General features: G+C 67.8%; 21 protein-coding genes and 1 pseudogene. 12 read left to right on the forward strand and 10 right to left on the reverse strand.

Features of this window, described 5'->3' with window-relative positions:
• Positions 1-66 precede the first annotated feature (66 nt).
• Positions 67-267: a DUF7455 domain-containing protein gene (locus TVH25_RS06355; protein WP_169620673.1), complete on the reverse strand. Its 201-nt coding sequence runs from the start codon at positions 265-267 to the stop codon at positions 67-69.
• Between the two features lie 280 nt (positions 268-547).
• Here TVH25_RS06355 and TVH25_RS06360 point away from each other — a divergent pair, with 280 nt between their 5' ends.
• Positions 548-892, forward strand: a complete 345-nt coding sequence (locus TVH25_RS06360) for a DUF952 domain-containing protein (RefSeq protein WP_296551173.1) — start codon at positions 548-550, stop codon at positions 890-892.
• Between the two features lie 99 nt (positions 893-991).
• Here the strand turns inward: TVH25_RS06360 and TVH25_RS06365 are convergent, their stop codons facing one another.
• On the reverse strand, positions 992-2,365 hold the full coding sequence (locus tag TVH25_RS06365) for an RNA polymerase sigma factor (protein ID WP_169620675.1): 1,374 nt from the start codon (positions 2,363-2,365) through the stop codon (positions 992-994).
• A gap of 133 nt (positions 2,366-2,498) precedes the next feature.
• Positions 2,499-3,293, reverse strand: a complete 795-nt coding sequence (gene ppgK / locus TVH25_RS06370; protein ID WP_296551171.1) for a polyphosphate--glucose phosphotransferase — start codon at positions 3,291-3,293, stop codon at positions 2,499-2,501.
• A gap of 168 nt (positions 3,294-3,461) precedes the next feature.
• Between ppgK and TVH25_RS06375 the strand changes: the two genes are divergently transcribed.
• On the forward strand, positions 3,462-4,340 hold the full coding sequence (locus tag TVH25_RS06375; protein ID WP_422423614.1) for an inositol monophosphatase family protein: 879 nt from the start codon (positions 3,462-3,464) through the stop codon (positions 4,338-4,340).
• A gap of 92 nt (positions 4,341-4,432) precedes the next feature.
• Here TVH25_RS06375 and cei read toward each other — a convergent pair whose 3' ends face one another.
• On the reverse strand, positions 4,433-5,116 hold the full coding sequence (gene cei, locus TVH25_RS06380) for an envelope integrity protein Cei (RefSeq protein WP_296551167.1): 684 nt from the start codon (positions 5,114-5,116) through the stop codon (positions 4,433-4,435).
• Positions 5,117-5,497: 381 nt separating this feature from the next.
• Between cei and TVH25_RS06385 the strand changes: the two genes are divergently transcribed.
• Entirely contained in the window at positions 5,498-5,800 is a 303-nt protein-coding gene (locus tag TVH25_RS06385) for a DUF4193 domain-containing protein (RefSeq protein WP_169620679.1), read from the forward strand.
• A gap of 148 nt (positions 5,801-5,948) precedes the next feature.
• On the opposite strand, the gene TVH25_RS06390 is transcribed toward TVH25_RS06385, so the two are convergent.
• Entirely contained in the window at positions 5,949-6,383 is a 435-nt protein-coding gene (locus TVH25_RS06390) for a DUF3093 domain-containing protein (protein WP_169620734.1), read from the reverse strand.
• A gap of 149 nt (positions 6,384-6,532) precedes the next feature.
• Here TVH25_RS06390 and dut point away from each other — a divergent pair, with 149 nt between their 5' ends.
• Together dut and TVH25_RS06400 are read left to right on the forward strand one after the other, a co-directional pair.
• Complete coding sequence (dut, locus tag TVH25_RS06395; protein WP_169620680.1) at positions 6,533-7,003, forward strand: dUTP diphosphatase; 471 nt, start codon at positions 6,533-6,535, stop codon at positions 7,001-7,003.
• A 1-nt stretch (position 7,004) separates the two neighbouring features.
• The gene (locus tag TVH25_RS06400) at positions 7,005-7,976 is read left to right on the forward strand and encodes a DUF3710 domain-containing protein (protein ID WP_422423615.1); all 972 of its coding nucleotides are present in this window, start codon (positions 7,005-7,007) and stop codon (positions 7,974-7,976) included.
• Here TVH25_RS06400 and TVH25_RS06405 read toward each other — a convergent pair.
• The gene (locus TVH25_RS06405; RefSeq protein ID WP_422423617.1) at positions 7,973-8,737 is read right to left on the reverse strand and encodes an alpha/beta hydrolase; all 765 of its coding nucleotides are present in this window, start codon (positions 8,735-8,737) and stop codon (positions 7,973-7,975) included. The genes TVH25_RS06400 and TVH25_RS06405 overlap by 4 nt on opposite strands.
• A gap of 133 nt (positions 8,738-8,870) precedes the next feature.
• Between TVH25_RS06405 and TVH25_RS06410 the strand changes: the two genes are divergently transcribed.
• Both TVH25_RS06410 and TVH25_RS06415 read left to right on the forward strand, forming a co-directional pair.
• On the forward strand, positions 8,871-9,248 hold the full coding sequence (locus tag TVH25_RS06410; protein ID WP_169620683.1) for an OB-fold nucleic acid binding domain-containing protein: 378 nt from the start codon (positions 8,871-8,873) through the stop codon (positions 9,246-9,248).
• An 81-nt stretch (positions 9,249-9,329) separates the two neighbouring features.
• Positions 9,330-9,998 (forward strand): DUF3159 domain-containing protein, encoded by a 669-nt coding sequence (locus TVH25_RS06415; RefSeq protein ID WP_169620684.1) that lies wholly within the window; start codon positions 9,330-9,332, stop codon positions 9,996-9,998.
• Positions 9,999-10,019: 21 nt separating this feature from the next.
• Here the strand turns inward: TVH25_RS06415 and eutC are convergent, their stop codons facing one another.
• The 4 genes from eutC to TVH25_RS06435 all read right to left on the reverse strand — a co-directional run bounded on the left by eutC (position 10,020) and on the right by TVH25_RS06435 (position 13,692).
• Positions 10,020-10,793, reverse strand: coding sequence for an ethanolamine ammonia-lyase subunit EutC (gene eutC / locus TVH25_RS06420; RefSeq protein WP_296551160.1), 774 nt, complete (start codon positions 10,791-10,793; stop codon positions 10,020-10,022).
• Entirely contained in the window at positions 10,790-12,202 is a 1,413-nt protein-coding gene (locus tag TVH25_RS06425) for an ethanolamine ammonia-lyase subunit EutB (protein WP_296551158.1), read from the reverse strand. Before TVH25_RS06425 ends, eutC begins: the two co-directional genes overlap by 4 nt.
• Positions 12,203-12,338: 136 nt before the next feature.
• Positions 12,339-12,992, reverse strand: a complete 654-nt coding sequence (locus TVH25_RS06430; RefSeq protein ID WP_296551157.1) for a potassium channel family protein — start codon at positions 12,990-12,992, stop codon at positions 12,339-12,341.
• A 34-nt stretch (positions 12,993-13,026) separates the two neighbouring features.
• Positions 13,027-13,692, reverse strand: coding sequence for a potassium channel family protein (locus TVH25_RS06435; protein ID WP_296551227.1), 666 nt, complete (start codon positions 13,690-13,692; stop codon positions 13,027-13,029).
• A gap of 180 nt (positions 13,693-13,872) precedes the next feature.
• Between TVH25_RS06435 and TVH25_RS06440 the strand changes: the two genes are divergently transcribed.
• The 5 genes and pseudogenes from TVH25_RS06440 to dxs all read left to right on the forward strand — a co-directional run.
• On the forward strand, positions 13,873-15,870 hold the full coding sequence (locus TVH25_RS06440) for an APC family permease (RefSeq protein WP_169652369.1): 1,998 nt from the start codon (positions 13,873-13,875) through the stop codon (positions 15,868-15,870).
• Positions 15,867-17,162 (forward strand): class I SAM-dependent RNA methyltransferase, encoded by a 1,296-nt coding sequence (locus TVH25_RS06445; RefSeq protein WP_422423618.1) that lies wholly within the window; start codon positions 15,867-15,869, stop codon positions 17,160-17,162. The genes TVH25_RS06440 and TVH25_RS06445 overlap by 4 nt, the downstream gene beginning before the upstream one ends.
• A 128-nt stretch (positions 17,163-17,290) precedes the next feature.
• Positions 17,291-17,755 carry a MarR family winged helix-turn-helix transcriptional regulator gene (locus tag TVH25_RS06450; protein ID WP_422423619.1) on the forward strand — a complete coding sequence of 155 codons (465 nt, stop codon included), beginning with the start codon at positions 17,291-17,293 and terminating at the stop codon, positions 17,753-17,755.
• Positions 17,752-19,359, forward strand: a complete 1,608-nt coding sequence (locus tag TVH25_RS06455) for an MDR family MFS transporter (protein WP_206038721.1) — start codon at positions 17,752-17,754, stop codon at positions 19,357-19,359. The genes TVH25_RS06450 and TVH25_RS06455 overlap by 4 nt, the downstream gene beginning before the upstream one ends.
• A gap of 157 nt (positions 19,360-19,516) precedes the next feature.
• A pseudogene (dxs, locus tag TVH25_RS06460) lies at positions 19,517-21,391 on the forward strand (1-deoxy-D-xylulose-5-phosphate synthase); the annotation flags it as partial.
• Positions 21,392-21,511 lie beyond the last annotated feature (120 nt).

Below are 21,511 nucleotides of genomic sequence, written 5' to 3' on the forward strand. Positions count from 1 at the left end.
GACCACATCTGCTGTGGTCGCCCGCTTCGGGTCGGATGTCGGAGCCGTGTGGCTCTCGACGGCGGATCAGACGGTCGCGTCGGATTCCTCTTCGGTGGCAATCGTCGCTCCGAGTTCACGGAGACGATCGGTGTGCTCGCTGGCGTGGTGGCCACAGAACAGCAATTCACCACCGGTCGGAAGGACGGCGCGCACGCGAGCGGCAGCATTACACCGATCGCAGCGATCTGCAGCGGTCAACTTCGGGCTGGTCAACGTACCGGGCATGACTCCTCCAAACTGGCTACCGCTGAAATCGGGTGCCTGGGGTCTGGTCCGCCGCGCCGGGGGTAGCGCGGTGGATCTACTCTGACAGACGTTTCGGTTCGATGCGTTGTTCCCCGGGGTGCCCAATGGTGGCGCGGTTCACGCATGGACCAGCGAAAAGGCCCCGACGTGGAGCTTTGTCCCAGGGTGTGTTCGCTGACAGCGCAGCGTCGAACCAGCGAGTCCCGGCAGCGCTGGGCTGCGGCGAGAGATTCGACACCGCTACGAGGACAATGAGCCGATGACCGACACTCTCCTCCACCTCTGCCCACGCGACGAGTGGGACCGGGCTCGGGACGCAGGCGCCCTGACGCCGCTGTCACTGAGCGAGACCGGATTCGTGCACCTGTCGACGCCCGCGCAGGTGCATCTGCCCGCCAACCGGTTGTTCGCCGGCCGGACCGACCTGCTGCTGTTGCACGTGGACCCCTCGGCGCTCACCGACCCGGTGCGCTACGAGCCGGGTGTGCCCGAAGACCCCGAGTCGATGCGGTTCCCGCACCTGTACGGCCCGCTGCCGGTCGGTGCGGTCGTCGCCGTCACCGAATACCTGCCCGGTGCCGACGGCCGGTTCGCGCGACTGTGAGCGTCCGGCGTCGTCATCGGACTGCAGCGAGGGGCGTGCCGGAGTGAACAACGAGAACGAGGGCCACCCCGCGGGGTGGCCCTCGTTCTCGTTGTTCTGTCAGTCGAGGTAGTCGCGCAGTACCTGCGACCGGGACGGATGCCGCAGCTTCGACATCGTCTTCGACTCGATCTGGCGGATACGCTCGCGGGTCACGCCGTACACCTGCCCGATCTCGTCGAGCGTGCGCGGCTGCCCGTCCGTGAGGCCGAAGCGCAGCCGGACGACGCCGGCCTCGCGCTCGGAGAGGGTCTCGAGGACAGACTGCAGCTGGTCCTGAAGCAGCGTGAACGACACCGCGTCGACGGCGACGACCGCTTCGGAGTCCTCGATGAAGTCGCCGAGCTGGCTGTCGCCCTCGTCGCCGATCGTCTGGTCGAGCGAAATGGGCTCACGCGCGTACTGCTGGATCTCCAGCACCTTCTCGGGCGTGATGTCCATTTCCTTCGCCAGCTCTTCCGGCGTGGGTTCGCGTCCCAGATCCTGGAGGAGTTCGCGCTGGATGCGGCCGAGCTTGTTGATGACCTCGACCATGTGCACCGGGATACGGATGGTGCGGGCCTGGTCGGCCATCGCACGCGTGATCGCCTGCCGGATCCACCACGTGGCGTACGTGGAGAACTTGTAACCCTTGGTGTAGTCGAACTTCTCGACCGCGCGGATGAGACCGAGGTTGCCTTCCTGGATCAGGTCCAGGAACGCCATTCCGCGGCCGGTGTAGCGCTTGGCGAGCGAGACCACGAGTCGCAGGTTCGCCTCGAGGAGGTGGTTCTTCGCGCGGTTGCCGTCGCGGCAGATCCAGTTCATGTCGCGCCGCTGCGCGACAGGCAGCTTCTCGCCCTTCTCGGCGAGCTGTTGCAGACGGTAGACGGCGTAGAGGCCTGCCTCGATCCGCTTGGCGAGCTCGACTTCTTCCTCGGCGTTGAGCAGGGCGACCTTGCCGATCTGCTTCAGGTACGCGCGCACCGAGTCGGCAGAAGCGGTGAGTTCGGCATCCTTACGGGCCTGACGAAGCGCCTCGGACTCCTCCTCGTCCCAGACGAAGTCACCGGACGCCTTGTCCTTCTCGGTGGGCTCTTCCTCTTCCACCACGACATCCTCGGTGGTGGCGAGTTCTCCCTCGGAGATCTCGAGGTCGGCGAGATCGGCGACGCTGGTCGCGTCGAACTCTTCCTCGCCGGCTGCTCCGGCGGCCTTCTTCGCTGCGGCCTTCTTGGCGGGAGCCTTTTTGGCTGCGGCCTTCTTGGCAGGAGCTTTCTTCGCTGCGGCCTTCTTGGCGGGAGCCTTCTTTGCTGCGGCCTTCTTCGCTGGCGACTTGGCGCTCGGCGCGGTATCCGCGGCGGTGCCGTCAGCGTCGGCGGCGGCGCCCGAGGCGCCTGCAACGGGTGCGGATTCGTTCTCTGAATCAGCGGTGTGGATGTCGGTGGCTGCCACGTACGCCCTTTCGTGACGAGGTAGTGCGGCGTCGCGCCAGAGGTGTTCCGGCGGAGAGGTCTGTCGGGATCAGGCCGGTTCCGGCCGGCTGAGGACCATTGTAACGATTCCGTCCGGGGAGGATGAGCGCGACTCAGGGTGTTACGCCGGTTTTCGCTGCGTATGCGGCTCCGACGATCCCCGCCGCGTTGCGCAGTTCGGCGGGAACGACCGGAGTTCGGTTGGTCAGGAGCGGGATCCACTTGTGATGCTTACGGCTGATCCCGCCTCCCGCGATGAACAGGTCCGGCCACAGCAGCGCTTCGTAGTGCTCGAGAACGCGGGAGACTTCCTTGGCCCACTGCTTGTACGACAGACCGAGCTTGTCCTTGACCGAGGACGCCGCGATGTGTTCGGCCTCGCGCCCGCCGATCTCCATGTGGCCGAATTCGGTGTTGGGGAGAAGGACGCCGTTGTGCAGCACGGCCGAGCCGATGCCCGTACCGAAGGTGAGCAGGATGACCACTCCGTCGGTGTCCTTCGCCGCGCCGAAGCGATCTTCGGCGATCCCGGCAGCATCGGCGTCGTTGAGGATGGACACGTCCTGCCGTCCGAGTGCGCCCGTGAACAGTTCGTGCGCATCGGTGCCGATCCAGGACGAGTCGATGTTGGCGGCGGTGCGCACGACTCCCCCCATCAGGACCGACGGCAGGGTGACACCCACCGGACCGGACCATCCGGCCTGGTCCGCGATTTCGGCAACCGTCGCGGCGACCGAATCCGGTGTCGACGGCTGCGGAGTGAGGATCTTGATGCGTTCACCGACGAGTTCCCCGGTGTCGAGGTCCACCACCGCACCCTTGATGCCACTGCCTCCGACGTCGACCCCGAACCCCAGATTCGACGACTGCACCGATTTCGACGAAATCGTCGGGGTGTCCTGGGTCATTACGTGTTCCTCTCGCTCGGATCGGCCCGGGGGAATCCGGACTGCGCCTGTGTCGCAACGATAGTGTGGTCCGTCGCGGCGCGGGGTCGCGAACCGGTGCATCTCCGTTTCTGCGGGGCCGCGAGTGGTGCGCTGGTGTCCTGCGTGCGGGTGTGTTCGGATGAGGAGATGCCTGCCGAGCGAAATGCCAGCCCATCGGAATTGTCCGCCCTGCGCGAGGTGGCCGTCACAGTTGCCCGAGAGGCCGCCGACCATGTCCGCGCCCGTCGTGGTGAACTCTTCGGCCCGCCCGGATCCGACGGCACCGATTCGGTCCGCACGAAATCCACGCATACCGATCCCGTCACCGTGGCGGACACCGAGAGCGAGGACCTGATCCGTGCCCGCTTGCGCGAGCTGCGACCCGGGGACGCGTTTCTCGGCGAGGAGAGCGGGAGCAGCGAGGCGACCGGCACGGGGGAGACCGGAGTGTGCTGGGTGGTCGATCCGATCGACGGCACCGTCAACTTCGTCTACGGCATCCCGGCGTCCGCCGTCTCGGTCGCCGCGCAGGTGGACGGCCGATCGATCGCGGGGGCGGTCGTCGACATCACGTCCGGCGACACGTACTCGGCTGCCCTGGGCGCGGGCGCGACCCTCACGGACGCGCGCGGCACGGAGACGCCGCTGCGATGCAACCCGGTGACCGACCTGGGGATGTCGCTCGTGGCGACGGGCTTCTCCTACACTCCGGGCCGGCGCGCCCATCAGGGCGCGATAGTCGCAGCGCTCCTGCCGCGGGTACGCGACATCCGGCGGATCGGCGCCGCAGCGCTCGACCTGTGCATGGTGGCCGCGGGTCGCGTGGACGCGCACTACGAGCACGGCCTCAATCCGTGGGACTGGGCGGCGGGTGCGCTCGTCGCGGCCGAGGCGGGCGCGACGGTACGGGTGCCCGAGGGTTTCGGCGACGCCGGAGAGATCACCGTCGCGGCGGCGCCGGGTATTGCGGTCGCTTTCAACGAGTTACTCGCCGAATTAGGCGCAAATGACGCCGCGCCGAATTGAGTATTCCGCCCGGTTCACCCGAATATGCTTTGTGTCGCGTCACGTCGAAATAGTGAGCGGCGTCCCCTTTTGCACTCGAAGTGAAAAAGTAATCAGCAACGGGCGTCGCGCGCGGCGGTGAGAAGGTCGATGTCGAGGGGCGCCGAACCCTCTCCGGCCGGGACCTCGCGGAGGGTCCGCAGGACCTCTTCCGCGTCCGCCGAGGGGGAGAGGTCCTTGAAGTACGTCCCGAGGGCGAAGTCGACGGTGTCGTCCCCGCGCTCGTCCAGGACCAGCTCGGCGCACGGTGCGAGCAGCCAGACCGCGCTCGCGGCGGCCTTACCGGACTCGCCGAACCGGATCTGTCCCTGGCACTGCATGTTCTGATCCAGGTACACGGGGTCGTTGCCGGCCTGAACATCAGGCGCGCTGGCGAAGCCGTAGTCGCTCAGCTGCGCAGCGACGTGTGTCGCCTGGCCACGCTCGCCGTTGGCGTTGAACACGCGAACACGGGTGGCAGCGAGGGGCGCGGGCTCGACGTCGAGCAGAGTGGACCGATCGACGACGTCTCCGAGCGGGGCGGGCTCGGCGCCGTCCGGACCTGATGCGCCGAGGGCCGGAGCGTTGCATGCGACGGTGGTGGTCACCGGTTCGACCGAACTGAACACCGAGGTCCAGACGACGATGGTCGCGACCGCAAGGACCGCCGCGGCGATCGCTGCCGGGAGTGTCCGGCGGTGACGGAACGGCCGGCCGCGCTTGTCGGTAGCGGTGCCTTGGGTGATCAGGGAAACCACGCCGCCCTGCCTCTCGTGTTCGTGCCGGTGATGGTGCGCACTCACTCTAGAGGGCGGCGCCTTCGGAAGGTGGAGGCCTCCGGAGGTGTCTGCCTTCGCGGGGAGGGAATGCCACGGGTTTCTGTGGTGTTGGTGACAATTGCTCGACAATTCCGGGCGGGGGGCGAAATTGATTGCATATTTCGGGTCCGCGTCGGCTATTGTTCGGCGGCCCGAGTCGTAGGAGTTGCACGACGCGGGTTCGAATGCACGTATTCGGGTATGTCCGGGGTTCCGGACTTATCCCAGGGAACTTCATGACACCGTCGAGCGTTGCCTTGGCCGGGAGCACCTTCGGTGCTTCTGCTGAGCGCCCGCACGAAGATTAGAAGGTAAGAGGACATGGCGACTGACTACGACGCACCGCGGCGGACCGAAAGTGACGAGGTGTCGGAGGATTCACTGGAGGAACTGAAGGCGCGGCGCAACGAAGCGCAGTCCGCTGTGGTGGACGTCGACGAATCGGATACCGCCGAGTCTTTCGAGTTGCCCGGTGCCGATCTGTCCGGCGAAGAGCTGTCGGTGCGCGTCGTGCCCAAGCAGGCCGACGAGTTCACGTGCTCGAGCTGCTTCCTGGTGCACCACCGCAGCCGACTGGCAACCGAGGAGAACGGCGTCCTGATCTGCCGCGACTGCGCAGCATGAGATCGCCCCGCGACTGCGCAGCCTGAGGTCGCCCCGCGGCGGCGCGGCTTCCCCTGCCGGGGCGGCCGCTCCGTGTGACGACCTCAGGGCGCTGCGGCGACCGGGTGGTTGCGACCTGATGGTTGCTTCCCGCGGGTGCTCCCTGTGGCTACTTTCCTGTGGAAACGTCGCAGCCCAACGCTTCGAGCAACTCGGCGGGACGCCGGGTACTGATCAGCCAGTAGGGCGTCGGGTCGTCGGGATCGTCGAGTACAACCATCGCCATCGTCCCGACCCACGGCCGGTGCTGGACGAATGCGGCCGGATCGAGCTGGCGGCCGAGCGCAGCGCTCTTCGCCGACGCCGGAACCACCACACCGCGTGAGATGACCTCCACCGGTAGATGTGCGCGTCCCACGACCAGCTCCCCGTCGACCACTTCGACCTTGCTGCGAGAGAGCCAGATCAGAGCCCAGATCGGGAAGGGCAGCAGCAGCACGTACGGCAGCCACGCGTAGAGGCCCGGCGCTCCCATATGGAGTTCCGCCGCGAGCAACGCAGCGATGCCGAGCCCGATGGGCCACCACCACCACGGCACCCACATCTGTTCGGAGAAGGTCGGGGTGCCGGTGGTCCGGCCGGGGGTCGCTCCGGAGCGAGAGGATCGAGACACAGGCCCAGGATAGTCGCCCGTATCGGACGGCCTCGCGCCCGCAGCGGGGGACAGGCATCCGCAGAGTAACCTCGGTCCACGTGACCGACCTTCCGCGCATCCCGCTGCGTCGCCTCGACCCCGGGATCCCTGTGCCCACCCGTGCTCACCCCGGTGACGCAGGTGTCGACCTGTGCACGACCGCCGACCTGACTCTCCAACCGGGCCAGCGAGCTCTCGTGGGGACCGGCATCTCTGTTGCCCTGCCGATCGGTACCGTCGGGCTCATCCATCCGCGGTCCGGACTCGCAGCGAAGTTCGGTCTGTCGGTGGTGAACACCCCCGGGACGGTCGACGCCGGATACCGTGGAGAGATCAAGGTGTGCCTGATCAACCACGACACCGAAAACGCCGTCGAGCTGCGCCGCGGTGACCGGATCGCCCAGTTGCTGGTCCAACGCGTCGAACTCGCCGAGTTCGTGGAGGTCGACGAACTCGACGACACCGCACGCGGAAGCGGCGGATACGGATCGAGCGGCGGACACGCCGGTCTCGTGAAGGAAGGTTCCTGACATGTTCGGACGTCGCAAGAATCGTGGACCGGATACCGGTGCCGATCGCGCTGAGCAGTCCTACGCGGACGACGGCAGCTTCGATGATGCCGGGTACGACGAGGCCGGTTACCACGAGGCCGGTTACGACGAGGGCGGTTACGGCACTGGCGCGTACGACGAGGCGGGATACGACCACGCGACCGGTGCCGCCGGCGACGAAGGGCCCTTCGACATCACCGAGATCGACGAAGAGGACCTCACCGGTTCCCGTCTCGATCTCGGCTCCGTGCTGGTGCCCCTCCCGCAGGGAAGCCAGATCCAGGTCGAGATGGCGCAGAACGGTGCGCCGCAGAATGTTCACCTCGTCACCCGGTACGGGCGGATCACCGTCTCGGCGTACGCGGCGCCGAAGTCGCCGGGTCAGTGGCGCGAGGTCGCTGCTGAACTGTCCGAGACCCTGCGCAACGACAACGCGTCCGTGAGTATGGAATCCGGTCCGTGGGGCAGGGAACTGCACGGTGTGACGCCGAACGCGGACCTCCGGTTCATCGGTGTGGACGGCCCTCGCTGGATGATTCGGTGTGTTGTCGCCGGTCCGGCCGGAAACGCCGGAGGGGATTCGGAACTGGTAGCGCTCGCGCGATCCGTCGTCGCGGGGACTGTGGTGCGACGAGGAGCAGAGCCGTATCCGGTGCGCACGCCGTTGCCCGTCGTCCTTCCCGAAGCACTCGCGCAGCAGCTCGCTGCGGCAGCGCAGCAACAAGCCGCGGCACGACAGCAACCCGCTCAGCAGCAACCCGCTCAGCAGGGAGCCGCCCCACAGCAGCAACGCGGTCCGCAAGGCGCCCCGGCTGCGCCTCCGGCGCCGCGTCAGGGTGGACCCGCACCGCAGGCGCGCGCGGGAACGAACCCGCCGCCGCCGAGCACGCGGCAGCCGCAGCCGCCTCGCCGCGGCGAGTCCGGCTCCGCTATGCAGCAGCTGGGCTTCTAGCCCGTACCGCCGGTCCGGTCCTCACGCGGGGCCGGGCCGGCGCACGCCTGGTCGAGCGCCGTCAGGCACATCGTGCCGAGCCGGCCCGGATCCGCGCCGATGTCTGCCAGTCGGAGGCTCCCCAGCGCGGCACGCGGAATCTCCCGCGCCCATTGCTCCGCCGTCTCGACCGGATGCACCGCATCGTCGACGGCCGCAGCGATCCCGACCGGCACCTCGAGAGCGCGCAGCCTGTCCACGTCGAGGGCGTGCACACCGGCGGCTTCCTCGAGCGCCGACGGCAGGTCGGGCCACTGAGCCTTCCAGGATCGGGTCAGCTCTATGGCAAGCCAGGAAGGACTCGACGCCGCCATCGCGGCCGTCACCGCGTCCAAACCGTGAGCACGGAGTTCCGACGCAGTCCATCGCGCGCTCGCCGCGGCAGGCGCCGCGGCGGGATCGCCGGTCCACGCAGGCAGGGCCGCGAGCACTCCCGCAGCGAGATCCGGATGCTCCGCCGCCCACTGCAGTGCGACCGCGGCCCCGATCGACACTCCACCGACCAGGATCGGGCCGCTGCGCGCGGCAGCATCCATGGCGCGGACGTAGCTGCGCACGACTCCCCGAGGGTCGGGATCGACCGCCACGACGTCGATTCCCCGGGAACGCAGCGCGCCCCGGAAGACGCGGTCGACGAAGTTCGCATCCGAGCCGGTGCCGGGCAGAACGACGGCGACGGTGACAGTGCTGAGATCGAGGGTGGAGGGCACAGTGCGGGGCATGTCACAATCCTGCCGAATGCTCGAAACCGGACCACAACTCGGTGTGCTTGTGCTTGCCCGGAATCGGTCTACAGTGGCGGTCGAACGACAACTTCGGGCACGCACATGTGCCCACCGTGTACAGGAGCGCGCCATGCCACCCGCCGCGGCCGGTTACCTACGCCGGCTCACTCGTCGGTTGACCGAGGATCTCGAGGAACTCGACGCAGAAGAGATGGCCGAGTCGTCTCATTCGACCGGCGCGCTTCCTGTCGTCAAGTGCACCCGCGGCCAGGAAGTGACCATGTTCGGCCGGCTCCGCAGCGTGGAGTCGTGCTCGAAAGCAGCCGCCCCGACAGTGCAGGCGGAGTTGTTCGACGGCACCGACTCCATCCTTCTGGTCTGGATCGGACGCCGCCGTATCCCGGGTATAGAAACCGGCAAGACCCTGCTCGTACGGGGACGAGTCGGTGAACGCGACGGGCGACGGGTGATCTACAACCCCTACTACGAATTGCGCGGCCCGGCCTGACCGGGCGCGGACCGTGAGGCGCGAAGGGACTCCGCACGTCCGCGACCGGGGTAGCCCCGGGAATATGGCACTCTCGTAGGAGTGAGCGACATCAGGCAGCAGACGATGCTGGAACAACTCGGTGGCATCAGCGGGTTGGTGTATTCGACGCTGCCCGTCCTGGTGTTCGTGCCGGTGAACAGTTGGTGGGGCCTGACGGCCGCGATCTGGGCGGCCGTGGCTGTCGCCTGCGGTGTCCTGGCGTGGCGGCTGATTCGAGGCACCCCTATTCAGCCCGCGATCTCGGGTTTCATCGGCGTCGCGGTGTGCGCGTTCATCGCGTATCGCACCGGTGATGCCAAGGGGTACTTCCTCTTCGGGATCTACGCCAGCCTGATCTACGGCGGAGCATTCGTCGTATCGGTGCTGGTCCGCAGGCCGCTCGTGGGCGTGGTCTGGGGGATGCTGAACGGGCAGGGCTCACGGTGGCGGTCGCACAAGGACGCCGTCCGTGCGTACGACATCGCGACCGTCGCATGGGCACTGGTGTTCCTCGCGCGCTATCTGGTCCAGAACCACCTCTACGACGCCGACGAAACCGGCTGGCTGGCCGTGGCCCGCATCGGAATGGGCTGGCCGCTCACCGGCCTGGTGTTGCTGGTGACCTTGTGGGCGGTACGCAAAGCCGACCGTCTCGTCGAGCCGGCTCCCGAAGCCGAGGAACCGGGGGAGACCCCGATTCCTCCCTCGGGCCGCCACCGCGAGGTGTGACGTCGCCCGGACGAGACAGCGCTACAACGCGCGGTGTTCTCCGTCGGGCAACGCCGGACCGCGGGAACCGTCCTTGAGCATGACGCCCGAGGCGCCGAGCCGCCGCGCACCGTCCACGAGTGCAGCAATCACCCGCGCGGCCCCCTCACATGTCATCCCGCCGGGCGGATGGATGTTCGACACACAGTTCCGCTCGGAGTCGCGGCGCCCCGGCTCGGGGTGATGCGTGAGGTAGACGCCGATACTGTCGGCGCTCGACAGTCCGGGGCGCTCACCGATGAGCACCAGCATGGTCGTGACGCCGAGCTGTGCGCCGATGTGGTCGCCAAGTGCGACCCGCGCCTGCGTGGCGATGACCGGCGGCGCGAAAGTCGACCCGGGAAGCGCACGCACGATCGCTGCGACGAGCGCGGGGCCGTGGGCCAGGAGCGCGGTCGACGACAGGCCGTCGCACAGAGCGATCCCCACGTCGGCACCGCTGTGGGGAAGTGCGGTCCCGTCCTCTGGCCGGCGTCCCAGGTCGGGGCGGCGGAGATAGACGTCCCGGGTGGCGGCCGCGCTGCGCACCGTCAGAGGCGCACCGAGACGCGGGCGTCCGGGCAGATCATCGAATTCGAGCGCCTCCAGCTGCTGTGCGAGGGACTCCACGTCGAGAGGTGCATGAACGGCATCGCGGGCCGCCGCATGCGCCGCGACGAACTCGAGGTGCCGCCGCGTGGGCAAGCCGTTGCCGGCCCGTCCCAGTCCGATGCGGGCCTGCGTGTGGCGCCGGAGTGCCTCCCACGCGTCCGTCACAGCGCCCCTCCGAGTGCTCGCAGCGGCGAGGCCGCCATATCGACGGGCAGGATGCGCCCGGAATCGTCGGCCAAGCCCTGTGCCCGCAGCCATTCCTCGAATTCGGGGCTGGGCCGCAGACCCATGACCTCCCGCGCATACAGCGCGTCGTGGAACGAGAGCGACTGGTAACCGAGCATGACGTCATCCGCTCCCGGCACCGTGATGACGAACGCGGTGCCCGCGACGCCCAGCAACGTGAGCAGGGTGTCCATGTCGTCCTGGTCGGCCTCGGCGTGATTGGTGTAGCAGACGTCGACTCCCATGGGCAGGCCGAGGAGCTTGCCGCAGAACTGGTCCTCGAGCCCTGCCCTGATGATCTGTTTGCCGTCGTAGAGGTACTCGGGTCCGATGAAACCGACGACGGTGTTGACCAGGAGAGGATCGAGCTCACGCGCCACCGCGTACGCGCGGGCCTCCAAGGTCTGCTGATCCACTGGGCGTCCACCGGCGCCCAGGTGTGTGCCCGACGAGAGCGCCGAGCCCTGACCGGTCTCCAGATACATCACGTTCTCGCCGACCGTTCCGCGGCGCAGCGCCCGCGCCGCCTCGTTGCCTTCACGCAGGAGGGCGAGATCGACTCCGAATCCGCGGTTGGCGCCTTCGGTGCCCGCGACCGACTGGAAGACCAGATCGACCGGCGCGCCCTGCGCCACCAGGTCGATGGTCGTCGTGATGTGGGTGAGTACACACGACTGGACCGGGATGGAGAACCGCTGCCGGATGTCGTCGAGCAACCGCAGGAGGTCGGCCACCGCGTGCGGGGAGTCGCTCGCGGGGTTGATGCCGACCACCGCGTCGCCGCATCCCATCAGGAGGCCGTCGAGCACCGCCGCCGCGACACCGTGCGGGTCGTCGAGCGGATGGTTCGGTTGCAACCGGGTCGACAATCGGCCCGGGAGGCCGATGGTGGTGCGGAAGGCACTTGTGACGGTCGCTGCCCGCGAGACCGCGATCAGATCCTGGTTGCGCATGATCTTGCTGACCGCCGCGACCATCTCCGGGGTCAGCCCCGGCGCGAGTGCCCGCAGCGCGGGGGCAGGGTCCGGCTGCGCCGCGACGGTGAGCAGGTGGTCGCGGAAGCCGCCGACCGTCAGATGCGCGACGGGCGCACACGCGTCGGCGTCGTGGGAGTCGATGATCAGACGGGTTACCTCGTCGGTGTCGTACGGAACGATCGCCTCGGTGAGAAATGCCGACAGCGGCACGTCCGCGAGCGCCCACTGAGCCGCCGCACGCTCGGCGTCGGAATGCGCGGCGCACCCGGCGAGTTCGTCTCCCGACCGCCGCGGCGACGCTTTCGCCAGGAGATCCACGAGACCCTGGAATTCGTATGTGACACCGGCGATCTGCTGCCGATACACGGTCATGGTTCGGTCACCTCCGAAGTCCCTCGGTCACGCCTCGGCGGCATGGTCGGCACAGCGTACCGAGGTGCGCCGTGCAGCGCCGGTCGGGTGAGGGCCGGAACCGGGACTCTTCCCCAGGTCCCGGCGGAGTGGGAGGCTAGACGCCGACGGCCGCGCGCAACTCGTCTTCGACATCCTGCGCAGCGACGAACAGCAGTTCGTCTCCCCCCTCGAGGGGGTCGTCGGGTTGCGGCACGATGACTCGTTCACCGCGAAGAATCGTCACCAGCGCGACGTCCCGCGGCAACTGCAGCTTGCGCACCGGCTTGCCCGCGAGCGCGGTGGTGTCGGGCAAGGTGATTTCGACGAGGTTCGCACCCCTTCGCAATTTCATCAATCGCACCAGATCGCCCACGGTGACGGCCTCCTCGACCAGCGCCGCGAGCATGCGAGGGGTCGACACCGCCACGTCGACCCCCCACGACTCGTCGAACAGCCATTCGTTGCGGGGGTCGTTGACGCGGGCCACGACGCGCGGCACCCCGAACTCGGTGGTGGCGAGAAGGCTCAGCACGAGGTTGACCTTGTCGTCGCCGGTCGCTGCGATCACCACATCGTAGTTTTCGAGACCGGCAGCCTCGAGCAGACTGAGCTCGCACGCGTCGGCGTGCACCCACTCGGCCTCCGGCACGGCAGCGGGTTCGACGTGGTCGAGTTTGCGCTCGAGCAGCATGACCTCGTGGTTGTTGCGCACGAGTTCGCGGGCGATCGACCGTCCCACGGCTCCCGCGCCTGCGATGGCGACCTTCATCGACGGATCCTCTCGGTTGACGGGGTCATCGTGCTCAGTTGTCCTCCGCCGGAGGGTTCTCGGCCAGTGTGATCGCCTCGGCCGCGGAACCGGAAACGGCAGCGATGTAGACCAGATCGTCTGCCTGGATCACGGTCCTGCGATCCGGCAGCAGGCCGGTGCCGAACCTGATGAGGAACGCGACGCGGGAACCGGTTGCTTCCTCGAGTTCGGTCACGCGCCGTCCTACCCAGCCTTCGTGGACGTCGACGCCGGCCACTGCGACCGAGCCGGTCGGATCCCGCCACCGCGTCGCCTCGCTGTCGTGGGTGAGCGCGTGCAGGAACCGGTCCGTGGTCCACGGCACGGTGGCGACGGTGGGGATGCCGAGGCGCTCGTAGGCGGCCGCGCGCTTCGCGTCGTAGATCCGCGCGACCACCCGCTCGACCCCGAAGATCTCGCGGGCCACACGCGCCGAGATGATGTTCGAGTTGTCACCCGACGACACCGCGGCGAACGCGTCGGCCTGCTCGATGCCGGCACGGATCAGCACGTCCCGATCGAATCCCATCCCCACGACCGTGTGGCCGGGAAAATCCGGTCCCAGCCGCAGGAATGCGCTCGGGTCCCGGTCGACGACCGCCACCTCGTTGCCGAGTCGCGCGAGCGCGGTGGCCACGGACGAACCCACCCGGCCACACCCCATCACCACCACGTACACCGTGGACACTCCGTTTCGTCGATCGTCGAGGAGGCGACCACGGTCGGTGGTCGCCGAACGGAACCGTACCGCCCGGCGGTCGGGCGCGCGGTCGGACTCGGCGAAGCGTCGGTGGCGTGCGGAAACGGACACCGGCATCCGATGCAGTGTTCCACCAGGCGGACGGCTTAGGCTTTGCAGGTGTCCAAGCTTTCCACCGCCACGAAACGGCTCCTGCTGGGTCGCCCGTTCCGCAGCGATACTCTCGGGCACGATCTGCTGCCCAAGCGGATAGCCCTGCCCGTATTCGCCTCCGACGCATTGTCCTCGGTGGCATACGCGCCGGAGGAGATCTTCCTCGTCCTGTCCATCGCCGGCTTGTCCGCATACGCGTTCTCGCCGTGGATCGGCCTCGCAGTCGCCGCCGTCCTCGTGATCGTCGTGGCGAGTTACCGGCAGAATGTGCGCGCCTACCCGTCGGGCGGCGGCGATTACGAGATCGCGACGAAGAATCTCGGGGCCACCGCCGGTCTGACGGTCGGCAGCGCCCTCATGGTCGACTACGTGCTCACCGTCGCGGTCTCGTTGTCGTCGGCAGCGGCGAACATCGGTTCGGCGGTGCCCTTCGTCGCGCAGCACAAGGTGCTCTTCGCCATCGCCGCCATCGCGATACTCGCCGCGGTGAACCTGCGTGGGCTCCGGGAGGCGGGCAAGGCCATTGCCTTCCCGACGTACGCGTTCGTGGCCTGCATGCTCGCGATGCTCGGGTGGGGGCTGTTCCAGATCTTCGTCCTGGGGGAGGACCTGCGAGCGGAATCGGCGGAGTTCGAGCTCGTCGCCGAGCAGACCGACCTCACCGCGATCGCCTTCATCTTCCTTCTCGCACGGGCCTTCTCGTCGGGCTGTGCGGCGCTCACGGGTGTCGAGGCGATCAGCACCGGGGTTCCGGCCTTCCGCAAGCCCAGGGCACGGAACGCGGCGACCACACTGCTCATGCTCGGAGCGATCGCCGTGACGCTCTTCCTCGGGGTGGTGTTCCTCGCCCAGCGTCTGGGCGTGGTGGTGGCGGAGAATCCGGCGACCCAGCTCCGGGGTGCCCCCGAGGGGTACGAGCAGAAAACGCTCGTCGCGCAGCTGGCCCAGACGATCTTCAGCGACGTTCCGGTGGCGTTCTTCCTGATGGCGGTGGTGACGGCGGTGATCCTCGTGCTCGCCGCGAACACCGCCTACAACGGGTTCCCCGTGCTCGCCTCGGTGCTCGCCCAGAACCGGTACCTCCCGCGGCAGCTGCACACCCGCGGCGATCGCCTCGCGTTCAGCAACGGCATTGTGTTCCTGTCGGGTCTGGCCATCGTGTTCGTGTGGGTCTTCGACGCCGAAGTGACCAAGCTCATCCAGCTCTACATCGTCGGCGTGTTCGTCGCCTTCAGTCTCGGACAGGCCGGAATGGTCCGGCACTGGACCCGATTCCTTGCCACCGAGACGGACCCGGCGAGCCGTGGCCGGATGCAGCGTTCACGGTCGGTCAACGTGATCGGGTTCGTGGCGACCACGGCCGTGCTGCTGATCGTGCTCGTCACGAAGTTCACCGCGGGTGCGTGGATCGCGGTCGCGACGATGGTGGCGATCTTCGGTGTGATGAAGGCGATACGTCGTCATTACGACACCATCTCGGCCGAACTCGAAGGTGCGGAGTGGGACGGGGTTCTGCCCAGTCGCACCCACTCGATCGTGCTTGTGTCGACGCTCCACCTGCCGACATTGCGCGCCCTGGCGTACGCGCGGGCGACCCGGCCCGACACTCTCGAAGCGATTACCGTGAACGTCGACGAGGAGGACACCCGCAAGCTGGTCCGGGAATGGGAGCGCAGCGACCTCACCATTCCGCTGAAGGTCGTCGAGTCGCCGTATCGTGAGATCACCAGGCCCGTGCTCGACTACGTCCGGCGTGTCCGGCGTGACTCGCCGCGTGACGTCGTGACGGTGTTCATCCCGGAGTACGTGGTGGGTCACTGGTGGGAGCAGATCCTGCACAACCAGAGTGCGCTACGTCTCAAGAGCCGTCTCCTCTTCCAACCCGGGGTGATGGTCACGAGCGTGCCCTGGCAGCTGCGCTCGTCGGCAGCGGTGGGACGAGAACGGATCGATTCGGCGCCCGGAGCGGTGCGCCGGGGTCTCGACAAGGAGGAACAGCAGTGAGTCGGCAGGAACGACAGGGCACGCGCACGGATTGGTCCGGACGCCGGGTAGAGGTGATCTTGGGCAACCCCGCGCACGGCGGTTTCTGCGTCGCCCGGTTCGAAGGCCGGGTGATCTTCGTCCGCCACGGCCTTCCGGGGGAGCGGGTGTTCGCGTCGATCACCGAGGACCGCGGCGGCTCGTTCTGTTTCGCCGACGCGGTGGAGATCCTGAAAGCCTCCGAGGATCGGGTCGATCCGCTGTGCCCGGTGTCCGGGCCGGGCGGTGCGGGCTGCTGCGACATGTCACACGCTTCCGTGCCCGCGCAGCGGCGCTTTGCCGCCGCGGTGGTGAGCGAACAGCTGCGGAGACTCGGCGGTGTCGAGCGCGACATCACCGTCGAAGAAATCCCGGGCGGGTCGCCGAACGGCACCTTGTGGCGGACCCGTGTCAGGCTCGCGGTCGACGCCGCGGGCAGCCCCGGGTACCGGCGGTACCACAGCAACGACGTCGTTCCCGAGCTTGCGTGCCCACAGATAGACGCCGCCGCCTACCGGGGTTTGCCGGACCAGGTGTGGCGTCCCGGCGCCGAACTGCAGGTGGTGCTGGATGCGAACGGCGACCGGCACATCGTCGAGATCGCACCTCCCGTGATTTCGGGTACCGGTCATAAGAGCAGCCCCGGCCGCCGCGGCGCCGCCGCGCGCCGGGCTGCGACGAGTGCGCCTCGCGCGGAGAAGGTCGTCGAGGGGTCGGGACGACCCGTCGAACGGGTCGGCGATCGCGAGTGGACCGTCGCGGCAACCGGTTTCTGGCAGGCCCATCGAGGGGCGCCGACCACGTACTCGGGGGTCGTCGCGGAGTGGGCGCAGGCATCGGAGGGAAGCACCGTCTGGGACCTGTACGGCGGAGTCGGTGTCTTCGCCGCCTCGCTCGCCGGACAGGTGGGAAGCCGGGGGAGTGTGATCTCCGTGGAGTCGTCGCGGACCGCTGTGGAGGACGGTACGGCTGCGCTGGCGGACCTGGACCAGATCTCGTTCCGGCACGGACGCGTGGAGCGCCTCGTCGGCGAGCTTCCGGCTCCGGAGGTCGTCGTGCTCGACCCGCCGCGCGCCGGTGCGGGCAAGGAGGTCGTGAGTGCCATCGCGGAGGCGGGGCCCCGCCGGGTCATCCACCTCGGATGCGACCCCGCGGCATTCGGCCGTGACGTGGGCCTGTACCGCGCACAGGGTTTCGAGCTCGCCGAAGTCCGCGCGTTCGCGGCGTTCCCGTCGACTCATCACGTGGAGTGCCTCGCGCTGTTCACCCGGTGAGCGGGGTCTCCTGAGCGGCCGGTGACGCCGCTGGGAGGTTCGTCCGTTTCGTGAAGTATTTGGTTACAGCAAGCAACTATATGTTATAGTTGCATGTCGTAACCAAATACTTGTCTTCGGAGGTTTTCGTGCCGGTTCGGACCGAGACGGCGCACGAACTCGTGGACGCCATCTTTCTGCTGGGTAGAACGATGCGCTCGGCGCTCGCGCACAACGAGACCGCAGTGCTTCCCAACACGCTCGTCGGGGTGCTGATCCTCCTCGCGAGAACGGGGGAGTGCCGACCCAGCGAACTCGCCGCGGAGATGTGCGTCAGTCAGTCCTCGCTGAGCCGGCAGATCGGTGAACTCGTCGAACGGGGGCTCGTCGAAAGACGCCCGGACCCCGGTGACCGGCGAGCACACACCCTCCGATGTACGCGGAAGGGACTGGACGTTCTCGAGTCGGTTCGCGAACTGCGCACCGAGCGATTGTCCGCCGAACTCGCCGACTGGGATCAGCAGCAGGTCGACGACGCGATCGCAGTTCTCCGCCGGCTCAACGCTTCATTGCTTCCGATAGCTACCGCCACCGCCCAAAGGACTTCTTCATGACCACCACCGACTCCAGGCACGGCGCTTTTCCGCCAGGTCCTGAGGCAGAGGCCGATGCGCCGATGACGCACCGCGAGATCCTCGTCGTTCTTTCCGGTCTGCTCGCCGCGCTCTTCACCGCGCTGCTGAGCAGCACGATCGTGTCGACGGCGCTGCCCACGATCATCGCCGACCTGAACGGGACCCAGACCCAGTACGCCTGGGTGATCACCACTGCCCTGCTCGCGAACGCGGCATCCACCCCGATCTGGGGCAAGTTCGCCGACCTGTTCAACAAGAAGCTCCTGGTACAGCTGTCGATCCTGGTCTTCGTGGTCGGGTCGGTGCTCGCCGGCGTCGCGCACAACGTGCCGATCCTGCTGGCTGCTCGTGTGGTGCAGGGCATCGGCATGGGTGGTCTGACCGCCCTCGTGGTGGCGATCATCGGCAGCATCATCCCGCCCCGCGAGCGCGGTCGCTACTCCGGATACATGGGCGCGGTCATGGCCGTCGCGATGTCGGGCGGTCCCGTCCTCGGCGGCGTCATCGTCGACACCCTCGGCTGGCGCTGGTGCTTCTACGTCTGTGTACCGATCGCCGTCGTGGCCCTCGTCCTGCTCCAGCGCACCCTGCACATCGAGACCGTGCGCAAGCAGAACGTCAACATCGACTGGCTCGGCGCGACCCTCATCACCGCTGCGGTGAGCGTCCTGCTCGTCTGGGTGTCCTTCGCCGGGAAGGCCGGCTACTACGAGTGGATCTCCGCCGAATCGGCGCTCTACGTCGGCGTGGGATTGGCGCTGCTCATCGCGACGATCATCGTCGAGACGAAGGTTGCCGACCCGATCATCCCGCCGAAGATCGTCTCCGAGCGCACCACGGCGCTCGCGATCATCGCGTCCATCGCCGTCGGTGTCGGCCTGTTCGGTGCCACCACGTTCCTCGGCCAGTACTTCCAGACCGCTCGCGGATACAGCCCCACCGAGGCGGGTCTGCTCACCATTCCGATGGTGGCGGGAACCCTGGTCTCCTCGATGCTGTCCGGTCAGCTCATCACGCGTTTCGGTAAGTGGAAGGGCTTCCTCATCGGGGGTGCGGTCCTGCAACTCGTCGGCTTCGCGCTGCTCGGGACCATCGACCACACCACGTCGCTGCTCGCCATCAGCGGATACATTGCGATCGTGGGTCTCGGCACCGGCATGCTGATGCAGAACCTCGTGCTCGCCGTCCAGAACACCGTCAGCGTGCGCAACATCGGGGCGGCCAGTAGCTCCGTCGCGTTCTTCCGCACCTTCGGTGGCGCGATCGGCGTCTCCGTCCTGGGCTCGATCCTGGCGTCGCGAGTCGCCACGATCTCGGCCGAAGGATTCGCGAAGCTCGGCATCGATGCCGGGGCCGGCGGCGGAGGCAGCCTCGACCTGAGTGTGCTGCCCGCGCCCGTCGTCGAGATCGTGCAGCACGCCTACGGTGACGCTACCGGCACGCTCTTCCTCGTGGCCGCAGGCTTCGCAGTGATCACGTTGCTCGCAGTCGCTGTCATCCCCAACCGGGAACTGCGCACCACCATCGACCTCGTCGAGGAGCCGACCGGTGACGAGCGCACCAAGGACACGACCGACGTGTGACGCACGTTGCGGACGGGGCCCGATGTCGTGTGCATCACGACATCGGGCCCCGTCTCTGCGGAGTGCGCTCACCCCCTTGTTGCAATCGCTCCGTAGACTGGTGATCACTTGCTCGCGCGGCCACGCGCGAATCCCGAGCCGGAGGGAGCTTCTCCAGGTGGGTGTCTTGTCCCGCATACAGTCCCCCGACGATCTTCGTCGGTTGACCCCCACCGAGATCACGCAGCTCGCCGGGGAAATCCGCAATTTTCTGGTCGAGAAGGTGGCTGCGACCGGGGGACACCTCGGGCCCAATCTCGGCGTCGTGGAACTGACCATCGCGTTGCATCGGGTCTTCGACTCGCCGCGCGACCCGATCCTCTTCGACACGGGCCACCAGGCCTACGTCCACAAGATCCTCACCGGACGCAGAGATCGGTTCGACACCCTGCGCCAGCGCGGGGGGTTGTCCGGCTACCCGTCCCGGTCCGAGAGCGAGCACGACTGGATCGAGTCGTCGCATGCGTCGGCGGCGCTGTCGTACGCCGACGGCCTCGCCAAAGCTTTCGCGCTGACCGAGGAACCCGACCGCACGGTCGTCGCGGTCGTCGGCGACGGAGCGCTCACCGGCGGAATGTGCTGGGAAGCGCTGAACAACATCGCCGCCGGCGCCGACCGATCACTGGTGATCGTCGTCAACGACAACGGCCGTTCCTACGCACCGACGATCGGCGGACTCGCCGACCATCTCGCGGTGCTGCGCCTCAAGCCCGGATACGAACGTGCCCTCGACAACAGCCGCCGGATCGTCAAGCGGCTTCCGGTGGTCGGTCCCACGGCGTACTCGGTGCTCCACGGCATGAAGGCCGGCGTCAAAGACGCGGTCAGCCCGCAGGTGCTGTTCACCGATCTCGGGATCAAGTACCTCGGACCGGTCGACGGCCACGACGAGCCGGCCATGGAGGCGGCTCTGCGTCGCGCCAAGGCCTACGGCGGCCCCGTGATCGTCCATGCCGTGACCCGTAAGGGCGCCGGGTACGCACCGGCCGAGAATCATCTGGCCGATCTGATGCACGCGACCGGAATCATGGACCCGCGCACCGGTGTGGCCACATCGTCGTCGTCCTCACCCGACTGGACGTCGGTGTTCTCCGAGGAACTGATCGCCCAGGCGGAAGGACGCAACGAGGTCGTCGCCATCACCGCGGCGATGCCCGGCCCGACCGGACTCTCGAAATTCGCCGAGCGGTTCCCCGACCGCACCTTCGACGTCGGTATCGCCGAGCAACACGCCGTGACGTCCGCCGCCGGCCTCGCGCTCGGTGGCCTGCATCCCGTCGTCGCGGTGTATTCGACGTTCCTCAACCGCGCCTTCGACCAGTTGCTGATGGATGTCGCGTTGCTGAAGCAGCCCGTCACGATGGTGCTCGACCGAGCGGGCGTGACCGGATCGGACGGCGCGAGCCACAACGGCATGTGGGACTTCTCCCTCCTGGGCATCGTCCCCGGCATTCGCGTGGCTGCGCCGCGCGACGCGGCGACCTTGAGAGAAGAGCTTGCCGAAGCACTCGACGTCTCCGACGGCCCCACCGTGCTGCGCTTTCCGAAAGGCTCGGTCGGGAAAGACATCCCGGCCGTCGAACGCATCGACGGAATCGTCGACGTGCTGCGGATGCCCGAGGAACGCTCCGGCGACGTGCTCGTCGTCGCGGTGGGTGCATTCGTGCGACTCGCACTCGACGCCGCCGAGGTTCTCGCGGAGCAGGGGATCAGCGTCGCGGTCGTCGATCCGCGGTGGGTGCTCCCCGTCCCCGAATCGATCACCGAACTGGCGCGCGCATTCCGGCTCGTCGTGACGATCGAGGACAGCGGTACACACGGCGGTGTGGGGTCGGCGGTGGCCGCTGCGCTCCGCGACCGCGACATCGACGTACCCCTGCGCGCCCTCGGGGTGCCGCAGCGGTTCCTCGATCACGCGTCGCGCTCCGAGATCCATCAGGAACTCGGGCTCACCGTCGAGGACGTCGTGCGCCGTGTGACGGGATGGGCTGCCACCCCGCACACCGTCGCGTCTCCCAAGGCGGCCGCACACGGCACTGCGTCGGCCGGAAACGGCAACGGTGTTGCCCCGAAGAAGGGCACGGAAGCGGAACTCGAGCGGGAGGTCGGCTGA

The sequence above is a fragment of the Rhodococcus sp. 7Tela_A2 genome (assembly GCF_049311045.1).
Taxonomy (GTDB): Bacteria; Actinomycetota; Actinomycetes; order Mycobacteriales; family Mycobacteriaceae; genus Rhodococcus.

Bases quoted from the DNA above. Each gene is read 5' to 3' on its own strand.
- TVH25_RS06375 (WP_422423614.1), top strand. From the start codon at position 3,462: ATGCCTGCCGAGCGAAATGCCAGCCCATCGGAATTGTCCGCCCTGCGC.
- TVH25_RS06360 (WP_296551173.1), top strand. From the start codon at position 548: ATGACCGACACTCTCCTCCACCTCTGCCCACGCGACGAGTGGGACCGG.
- TVH25_RS06455 (WP_206038721.1), top strand. From the start codon at position 17,752: ATGACCACCACCGACTCCAGGCACGGCGCTTTTCCGCCAGGTCCTGAG.
- ppgK (WP_296551171.1), bottom strand. From the start codon at position 3,293: ATGACCCAGGACACCCCGACGATTTCGTCGAAATCGGTGCAGTCGTCG.
- TVH25_RS06425 (WP_296551158.1), bottom strand. From the start codon at position 12,202: ATGACCGTGTATCGGCAGCAGATCGCCGGTGTCACATACGAATTCCAG.
- TVH25_RS06405 (WP_422423617.1), bottom strand. From the start codon at position 8,737: ATGCCCCGCACTGTGCCCTCCACCCTCGATCTCAGCACTGTCACCGTC.
- TVH25_RS06400 (WP_422423615.1), top strand. From the start codon at position 7,005: ATGTTCGGACGTCGCAAGAATCGTGGACCGGATACCGGTGCCGATCGC.
- TVH25_RS06355 (WP_169620673.1), bottom strand. From the start codon at position 267: ATGCCCGGTACGTTGACCAGCCCGAAGTTGACCGCTGCAGATCGCTGC.
- TVH25_RS06385 (WP_169620679.1), top strand. From the start codon at position 5,498: ATGGCGACTGACTACGACGCACCGCGGCGGACCGAAAGTGACGAGGTG.
- TVH25_RS06410 (WP_169620683.1), top strand. From the start codon at position 8,871: ATGCCACCCGCCGCGGCCGGTTACCTACGCCGGCTCACTCGTCGGTTG.
- TVH25_RS06390 (WP_169620734.1), bottom strand. From the start codon at position 6,383: ATGTGGGTGCCGTGGTGGTGGTGGCCCATCGGGCTCGGCATCGCTGCG.
- TVH25_RS06430 (WP_296551157.1), bottom strand. From the start codon at position 12,992: ATGAAGGTCGCCATCGCAGGCGCGGGAGCCGTGGGACGGTCGATCGCC.